The sequence below is a fragment of the Pseudomonas sp. 32_A genome (assembly GCF_017490905.1).
Classification (GTDB): domain Bacteria; phylum Pseudomonadota; class Gammaproteobacteria; order Pseudomonadales; family Pseudomonadaceae; genus Aquipseudomonas; species Aquipseudomonas inefficax.
The window spans coordinates 114,498-122,382 of record NZ_JAFGYI010000015.1 but is presented as its reverse complement, the minus strand read 5'-3'; the positions used below and the strand labels follow the sequence as shown (position 1 = coordinate 122,382).

Below are 7,885 nucleotides of genomic sequence, written 5' to 3'. Positions count from 1 at the left end.
GCTGTGCTGTTCGGCTTGCACCAGGCAGCCGCGCAAGCCGAACAGCACAGCGGTGAAGGCGGGTGCAGCGTCCATGGCAACTTCCCTCAAATAGTCCGCAGGCTATTCGGCGACTGTTACCACCCTGTGACAGCGGGCGCCGCGCAACAGTTGTTCACAAATTATTGAGCAGAGGTGTGTAAAGCTGTTTATCAGCCCGCAAGCCTCTATACTGCCGCCGTACAGCAGCGCACCCGTTTGCGCTTGCGGCCGAGAAATTCGATGGAGAAACACCTATGCGTAGGATCGGTGCCAGTGTGATCGAACGAGTCACCCAGGCCTGTGTATGCGCCAGCATGCTGCTGGCGCCCGTGGCAGCCACCCAGGCCGCCACCGAGGAAGATCCCTGGGAAGCGGTCAACCGCCCGATCTTCCGTTTCAACGATACCCTCGACACCTATGCCCTCAAGCCATTGGCCAAGGGCTACCAGGCGGTTACCCCGCAGTTCCTCGAAGATGGCATCCACAACATCTTCCGCAACCTGGGTGATGTGACCAACCTCGCCAACAACCTGCTGCAGTTCAAGCCCCATGCGGCGGGCGTGGACACGGCGCGGCTGATCGTCAACACCACCTTCGGTCTGGGCGGTTTCTTCGACGTGGGCACCAAGATGGGCCTGCAGCGCAACGACGAGGACTTCGGCCAGACCCTCGGCTACTGGGGCGTGCCGAGCGGCCCGTACGTGGTCATCCCGCTGCTGGGCCCGAGCACCGTGCGTGACGGCGTGGCCAAGTACCCGGACACCTACACCGAACCCTACCGCTACATCGACCATGTGCCGACGCGCAATTCGATCTTCGCCCTGGACATCATCGACACCCGCGCCGACCTGCTGTCGGCCGAGAAGCTGATCCAGGGGGACAAGTACATCTTCATTCGCAATGCATACCTGCAGAACCGCGAGTTCAAGGTCAAGGATGGCGAGGTCGAAGACGACTTCTGATTGCAGTGCTGGCTTCATCGCCGGCAAGCCAGCTCCCACGGGAATTGCACCTGCCTCAAGGTCGGTGTGGGAGCCGGCTTGCCGGCGATGAGGCCGGGGCAGGCGCTATCAGTGCATTGCCAGAATCCGCAACCCGAACTTCTGCTGCCCGCCCGGCTGGTCGGCAATCCACACCACTTCCGTGCTGGCATGCAGCCCTTTCAGCGCCGGGTGGTCGGACTCGATCCGTACTTCGATATGGTCACTCACCTGGAAGCGCTGCGGTGCCTGCACCTGCATGCCGCCGCTGGACAGGTCCAGGCACACCGCCGCAATTACCTGGCCTTCGTGCAAAAGGCTGACCTCGGTGTCGATGCGCATGCGGATGAAGTCGCGTTTCTCGCCATGGCTGGAGGGCGTGTGAGGCATGCTGCATCCTTCCCATCGGGTTGCGCTGGTCGACTTTCTTATAACTCCCGGTGATTTGCCCTGTAAAGTGCGGCGGGGTCGACCCTTGCATGCTTGAAACGCTGGGCGGATGGGAGTACCGTCTGCGCCTTACAAGGTAGCTCTCACAGTTGCCGGACAGTTGCCGGGCAGGTGTTCTTGTCCTACAACTCAAGTAGAGTGTGACCACAAAGAATTCCCGTAGCTGGCCGTCTGCCTTGCCGACACCGCTGCACCAACCTAAATCGGCGCCGTTCGCCCACATGCAGAAAACCAGTGCAACGCTGCTGATCATCGATGACGACGACGTGGTCCGTGCAAGCCTCGCCGCCTATCTTGAAGACAGTGGCTTCAGCGTCCTCCAGGCCGGCAATGGCCAGCAGGGGCTTCAGGTCTTCGAAGAACACCAGCCCGACCTCGTGATCTGCGATCTGCGCATGCCGCAGATGGGCGGCCTCGAGCTGATCCGTCAGGTCAGCGAGCGCGCCCCGCAGTTGCCGGTTATCGTGGTGTCCGGTGCCGGCGTCATGAGCGATGCGGTGGAAGCTTTGCGCCTGGGCGCTGCCGACTACCTGATCAAGCCGCTGGAAGACCTGGCCGTGCTCGAGCACTCGGTGCGCCGTGCCCTCGACCGCTCGCGACTGGTGCTGGAAAACCAGCGCTACCGCGACAAGCTCGAAGCCGCCAACCGCGAACTGGAGGCCAGCCTGCACCTGCTGCAGGAGGACCAGACCGCCGGTCGCCAGGTGCAGATGAACATGCTGCCGGAAAGCCCCTGGGCGGCCAGCGAGTTCGCCTTCGAGCACCAGATCATCCCGTCGTTGTACCTGTCGGGTGATTTTGTCGATTACTTCCGTGTCGACGAGCGGCGCATTGCCTTCTACCTCGCTGATGTGTCCGGGCACGGCGCGTCGTCGGCGTTTGTCACCGTGTTGTTGAAATTCATGACCACTCGGCTGATGTTCGAGCTCAAGCGCAGCAGGATGCGTGAGTTCAAGCCCTCGGAAGTGCTCAGCCACATCAACCGCGGCCTGATCAACAGCAAGCTGGGCAAGCATGTCACCATGGTTGGCGGGGTGATCGACGAAGAGTCCGGCCTGCTGACCTACGCCGTTGGCGGCCATCTGCCATTGCCGGTGCTGCACACCCCCGAGCACACCCGCTACCTGGAAGGCCGTGGCCTGCCGGTGGGGCTGTTCGACGAGGCCACCTACCAGGACCTGGTAGTGGAACTGCCGCCGCAGTTCAGCCTCAGCCTGATGTCCGATGGCATTCTGGACCTTTTGCCGGGTGACACGCTCAAAGATAAAGAAACCGCCCTGCCGGAAATCGTCAGGGCAGCAGGTGGCAGCCTGGATGGGCTGCGTCAACGATTTGGATTGGCTACGCTTGGGGAGATGCCGGATGATATCGCCCTATTGGTGTTGAGCAGGAACCTTCAATGAGTACCGGTAGAATCCAGTTCGCCGAGCAGAGCGGTACCTTCGTCCTGAAATTTGTCGGTGAAGTGCGCCTGACCCTGTGTTCGGCATTGGATGCAACGATCGAGAAGATTTTCACTGCGTTGAACTTCTCGGCGATTGTCATCGACCTGACCGAAACCGAGAGCATCGATAGCACCACCCTGGGCCTGTTGGCCAAGTTGTCGATCCTGTCGCGCCAGAAGGTGGGCCTGTTGCCGACCGTGGTCACCACCAACCCGGACATTTCCCGGTTGTTGCAGTCGATGGGTTTCGATCAGGTGTTCAACATCGTCGATCGGCCGATTCCGTGCCCGGAATGCCTGACCGACCTGCCGTCCCAGGACCAGAACGAAGACGTGGTGCGCTCCAAGGTGCTGGAGGCGCACAAGATTCTCATGGGCCTGAACGACTCCAACCGCGAAGCTTTCCATGACCTGGTCAATGCCCTGGAGCGGACCTGATCTTCAGCCTGTACCGGCCTATTCGCGGGTGAACCCGCTCCCACAGGGTCAACACGGGTTTCGAATGCAGCACAGTACCTGAGGGTGCAGTGCATGACTCAAGGCTGGTGCATAACCTGTGGGAGCGGGTTCACCCGCGAATAGGCCGGCAAGGCCGACACCAGCTACTTGCCTGACCACTCCCGCCGAGCAAACTCGGTAGCCTCACCCCCACCCGCATCCAGCTGATACACCCGCGCCGGCCGCCCCTGTTCATCGAAGAACACCTGCCCCAACCCCGCGCCATTCCACAACCGCTCGCCAGCCTTGCTATGGCTGGGCGTACGCGGCACTACCTCCATTTCCCGCCGCTTGGTAAACCAGTTCAGCGGCGAGCGCGGCGCATACAGCCAGCGGTTGAGCCGGTCGAGCACATCCAGCAGGCGCCGCGGGAATTCGTTCTTGATCCCGCTGCTGGTCACCTGCCACAAGTGCGGGCTGCGCTGGCGGTGGCGGATCAGCACCTCATAGACGAACGAGTAGTGCACATCGCCGGACAGCACCACGTAGTGCCCCGGCGTGCGCGAGTGGCGGAAGATGTTGAGGATGACCTGCGCTGCACCGCGGTGGGCCATCCAGTTCTCGGCATCCACCAGTAGCGGGTAGCCCAGCCAGCTGAACAGTTTCTGCACTGTCTCGATCAGTTTCACGCCGAAAATCGGCGCAGGCGACACGATGATCGCCGACGGGTGGTCCAGCAGTGCTTGCTGCAACTCGCTCAGCGCCTCCCAGTCGAGCAGGCCGGACGGCTTGGCCAGGCTGCTTTCGCTGCGCCAGCGGCGGGTGCGGGTGTCCAGCACCAGCAAGGGTGGGTTGGTGGGCAGGCTGAACTGCCAGCCCTGGAAGCGCAGCAGCGCGCCGATCAGCTCATCCTGTGTCTGGCTGTCCAACGCCTGGCATTGCCCGACCAGGGCCTTGCAACCCTGCGGGTCGTTACCCCAGGCCTGGCACAGCAGGTAGCCGAGCAGGGCATTGCCGATGATCCGCCGCGAGAAGGGGTGGCCGTAAGCGGTTTCTTCCCACTGCGCCGAGAGGTTCCAGTCGTCGGTGATGTCGTGGTCATCGAAGATCATCAGGCACGGCAGGTGGGCCATCACCCTTGCTACCTGGCCCAGGTTGCCGGCAAACGCCTGGATCAGCGGCAGTTCCTGCTGGTAACGGGCCTGGCGCGGTGCGGTGAGCCCGTTGGGCATGTCCAGGTTCACCAGCTGCCACGGCACCGGTGACCACACCAGCAGGTACATGGCCATGACCTCAGCGAAGGTCACCAGGTGGTTGTCGGCGTTGCTGGAGGAGAAGATCGGCTTGCGCTTGCCGCCGAAGAAGCGCTCGCGCAAGGTTTCGTTGCGCTCCTGCGCCGGCAGCAGGTCGGCGCGGTGGTAATAGCAGGCCGGGTGCTGGTACAGCGCCTGGCTGTCGGGCACCACCGCGCCCTCCAGTTGCTCGTCGAACAGGCCAAGGCGCGCTATCAGGCTGTGGACGGCGCGCAGCATCGGGCCGGCGACGTCGTCGGCATAGACCTGGTCGCCGGTCATCAGCAGCACGGCGGGGCGGTCTGTGGGTTTTTCGCAGGCCTGCAGCAGGCGGTCGGCGCACAGCAGGCCATCGGCGGCCGGAAAATGCGGCTTGCGGCAGGAACCGTGCAGCAGGTGGTCGAGCCGATCGCGCAGTACCAGGTTTGGGCGCTGGGTGCCTGCGTACAGCAGATGTGGCGCCCAGTCGGCGATACCCTGGCCTTTGATGAGCAGGTCATAGTCGAGCAACTGGTTGCAGGGCAGCGGCTGGGCGAAGTGGATGTCCAGCAAGTGGATGAAGGCGTGCTGACCCACCGCGACCACCTGGCAATCGACCTGGGCCTTGCTTGCCGGGAAGATGAGTTCGGGTTGCAGCGGTTGCGTGGCGACCAGCCAGATGGCCAGGCGCTGGGGTTCCAGACGGCGCAGTATCGGGCCGGCGAGTACGAGGGGCAATGGGGTAGAGGAGGTCATCGACAGCTCGGGTGGCTTATCGGGCCTCTTCGCGGGTAAACCCGCTCCCACAGGTACAGCGCCAACTTCGGACCTGTGCGGATCCCTGTGGGAGCGGGTTCACCCGCGAAGAGGCCCTGGGATTCAATACACATCTGAAGCCAGGCAAAACAAAACGGGCGGAAAATGCTGAACACTTCCCGCCCGTCAGGCAATCCCGAAATGTATCAGGCCTTTTCAGCCATCAACTTCTCCAGCTTCTCCTGGTCCCGCGCGAACTGGCGAATGCCCTCTGCCAGCTTCTCGGTACCCATGGCGTCTTCGTTCATGGCCCAGCGGAACTGGCTCTCGTTCAGCTGCTGCTTGGGCTCGCCGGCATTGCCCGGCTTCAGCACCTGCGGCAGGTCACCCTGGTCATCGCTGAGCTGCTGCAGCAGCTCTGGGCTGATGGTCAGGCGGTCACAGCCGGCCAGCTGTTCGATCTGGCCGATATTGCGGAAGCTGGCGCCCATGACCACAGTGTTGTAGCCGTTGGCCTTGTAGTAGTTGTAGATGCGAGTGACCGACTGCACGCCCGGGTCTTCGGCGCCCACGTATTCCTTGCCGGTGCTCTTCTTGTACCAGTCGTAGATACGGCCCACGAACGGCGAAATCAGGAACACACCGGCATCGGCGCAGGCCTGGGCCTGGGCGAAGGAGAACAGCAGGGTGAGGTTGGTCTGGATGCCTTCCTTCTCCAGCTTTTCGGCGGCGCGGATGCCTTCCCAGGTGGAGGCCAGCTTGATCAGCACGCGGTCGCGGCCAACGCCGGCGGCTTCGTACAGCTCGATCAGCTTGCGCGCCTTGGCCAGCAGGGCGGGCTCATCGAACGACAGGCGGGCATCCACCTCGGTGGAGATACGCCCCGGGATGACCTTGAGAATGCCCGAGCCCACGGCCACCGCGAACTTGTCGCAAGCCAGGTCGACATTACCCTTGGCATCGGCCTTTACCTGCTTGAGCAGCTCGGCGTAACCCGGGATGGCCGCCGCCTTGAGCAGCAGCGACGGGTTGGTGGTGGCATCCACCGGTTTCAGGCGGGTGATGGCGTCCAGGTCCCCGGTGTCGGCGACCACGGTGGTGAACTGCTTGAGTTGTTCCAGCTTGGAGGTCATGGGCGTGCTCTGTCCTGTGCAATGACTCGACATTACCCGAGCCCCGACGGCCACTCAAGGGCTCGCGAAGCGCGGTGCGAAAGGTGAGGATTCGAGTCGCAAGCAGCCTCGAGGTTCCGCATCTGCTTGCACGGGCCGCTGGAGATACAACTGGCTTACACAAAATGTGGTGGTTTGCGCCATCCCTGTGGGAGCGGGTTTACCCGCGAACACCGGCGAAGCCGGTGCCACACACCGCGTTGTTTTCTTCGCGGGTAAACCCGCTCCCACAGAATCTGCATACATCTGAACCCCTGCAACATCCCGCAGGGGCTGGCTTGTTGGCGATCAGGCCCGCCTGCTGAATCACCGCCCCTGCAACAACTCCACCGCCTGGTCGAACACAGCCAACGGCTCTGCCGCCTTGTGAATATCCGCCGACAGCAGCTGGCGGAAGCGCCGGGCACCCTTGAACCCTTGGGCCAGCCCCAGAATATGCCGGGTAACGTGGTGCATCGCGCCACCACTTTCCATGTGCGCGACGATATAAGGCCGCAACTGCGCCAGCGCCTCGCTGCGGCTGACCACTGCCGCCTCGCTGCCGAACAGCTGCTGGTCCACCTCGGCCAGCAGGTAAGGGTTGTGGTACGCCTCACGCCCCAGCATTACCCCATCGAAGGTTTCAAGGTGTGCCTGGCACTCGGCCAGGGTCTTGATCCCGCCGTTGAGCACGATCTCCAGGTCCGGGAAGTCCGCCTTCAACTGCGCCGCCACGTCATAGCGCAGCGGCGGAATCTCACGGTTCTCCTTTGGCGACAGCCCTTCCAGGATCGCGATGCGCGCATGCACGGTAAAGCTCCGGCAACCTGCCTCGCGCACCTGGCCGACGAAGTCGCACAGCTCGGCGTAGCTGTCGCGGCCATTGATACCGATGCGGTGCTTGACCGTTATCGGGGTAGACACCGCATCGCGCATGGCTTTCACACAGTCGGCCACCAGCGCCGGGTGGGCCATCAGGCAGGCGCCGATCATGTTGTTCTGCACCCGGTCACTCGGGCAGCCGACGTTGAGGTTGACCTCGTCGTAGCCAGCCTCCTCGGCCAGGCGGGCACAGGCGGCCAGGTCCGCCGGCACGCTGCCGCCCAGTTGCAGGGCCAGCGGGTGCTCGGAGGCGTCGTGGCGCAGGAAACGCTGGGCGTCGTTGTGCAGCAGGGCACCGGTGGTGACCATTTCGGTGTAGAGCAGGGTGTTTTTGGAAAGCAGGCGCAGGAAAAACCGGCAGTGGCGGTCTGTCCAGTCCATCATCGGTGCAACGCTGAAGCGGCGAGAGGGCTCAGGGCGCGTGGTTTGTGGCTTTGATGCTGATTCTAGGGGCATTCTGGTCTACGCATTTTTGTGCCGTTTTCTGGGGTT

The 7,885-nt window shown here is 62.9% G+C and carries 7 protein-coding genes and 1 pseudogene; 3 read left to right on the top strand and 5 right to left on the bottom strand.

Annotation, left to right across the window (positions count from 1 at the left end):
* Window positions 1-75, bottom strand: a pseudogene (locus J5M58_RS11970) (phosphonoacetaldehyde phosphonohydrolase-related protein); the annotation flags it as partial.
* Window positions 76-275: 200 nt separating this feature from the next.
* On the opposite strand from J5M58_RS11970, the gene J5M58_RS11965 reads away from it, so the two are divergent.
* Window positions 276-983 (top strand): VacJ family lipoprotein, encoded by a 708-nt coding sequence (locus tag J5M58_RS11965; protein WP_112252155.1) that lies wholly within the window; start codon window positions 276-278, stop codon window positions 981-983.
* 108 nt (window positions 984-1,091) lie between these two features.
* Here J5M58_RS11965 and J5M58_RS11960 read toward each other — a convergent pair whose 3' ends face one another.
* Window positions 1,092-1,391, bottom strand: a complete 300-nt coding sequence (locus J5M58_RS11960; protein WP_112252156.1) for a PilZ domain-containing protein — start codon at window positions 1,389-1,391, stop codon at window positions 1,092-1,094.
* A gap of 281 nt (window positions 1,392-1,672) precedes the next feature.
* On the opposite strand from J5M58_RS11960, the gene rssB reads away from it, so the two are divergent.
* The gene (gene rssB / locus J5M58_RS11955; protein ID WP_112252175.1) at window positions 1,673-2,854 is read left to right on the top strand and encodes a two-component system response regulator RssB; all 1,182 of its coding nucleotides are present in this window, start codon (window positions 1,673-1,675) and stop codon (window positions 2,852-2,854) included.
* A complete protein-coding gene (gene rssC / locus J5M58_RS11950) occupies window positions 2,851-3,333 on the top strand; it encodes an anti-sigma factor antagonist RssC (protein WP_013971741.1) in 483 nt (160 codons plus the stop codon). The genes rssB and rssC overlap by 4 nt, the downstream gene beginning before the upstream one ends.
* Before the next feature lie 164 nt (window positions 3,334-3,497).
* Here the strand turns inward: rssC and J5M58_RS11945 are convergent, their stop codons facing one another.
* The 3 genes from J5M58_RS11945 to dusA all read right to left on the bottom strand — a co-directional run bounded on the left by J5M58_RS11945 (window position 3,498) and on the right by dusA (window position 7,849).
* Complete coding sequence (locus J5M58_RS11945) at window positions 3,498-5,360, bottom strand: alkaline phosphatase D family protein (protein WP_207878220.1); 1,863 nt, start codon at window positions 5,358-5,360, stop codon at window positions 3,498-3,500.
* A 206-nt stretch (window positions 5,361-5,566) separates the two neighbouring features.
* Complete coding sequence (tal, locus tag J5M58_RS11940; protein ID WP_087503032.1) at window positions 5,567-6,493, bottom strand: transaldolase; 927 nt, start codon at window positions 6,491-6,493, stop codon at window positions 5,567-5,569.
* 345 nt (window positions 6,494-6,838) lie between these two features.
* Window positions 6,839-7,849 carry a tRNA dihydrouridine(20/20a) synthase DusA gene (dusA, locus tag J5M58_RS11935; protein ID WP_207878219.1) on the bottom strand — a complete coding sequence of 337 codons (1,011 nt, stop codon included), beginning with the start codon at window positions 7,847-7,849 and terminating at the stop codon, window positions 6,839-6,841.
* Between the last annotated feature and the right edge of the window lie 36 nt (window positions 7,850-7,885).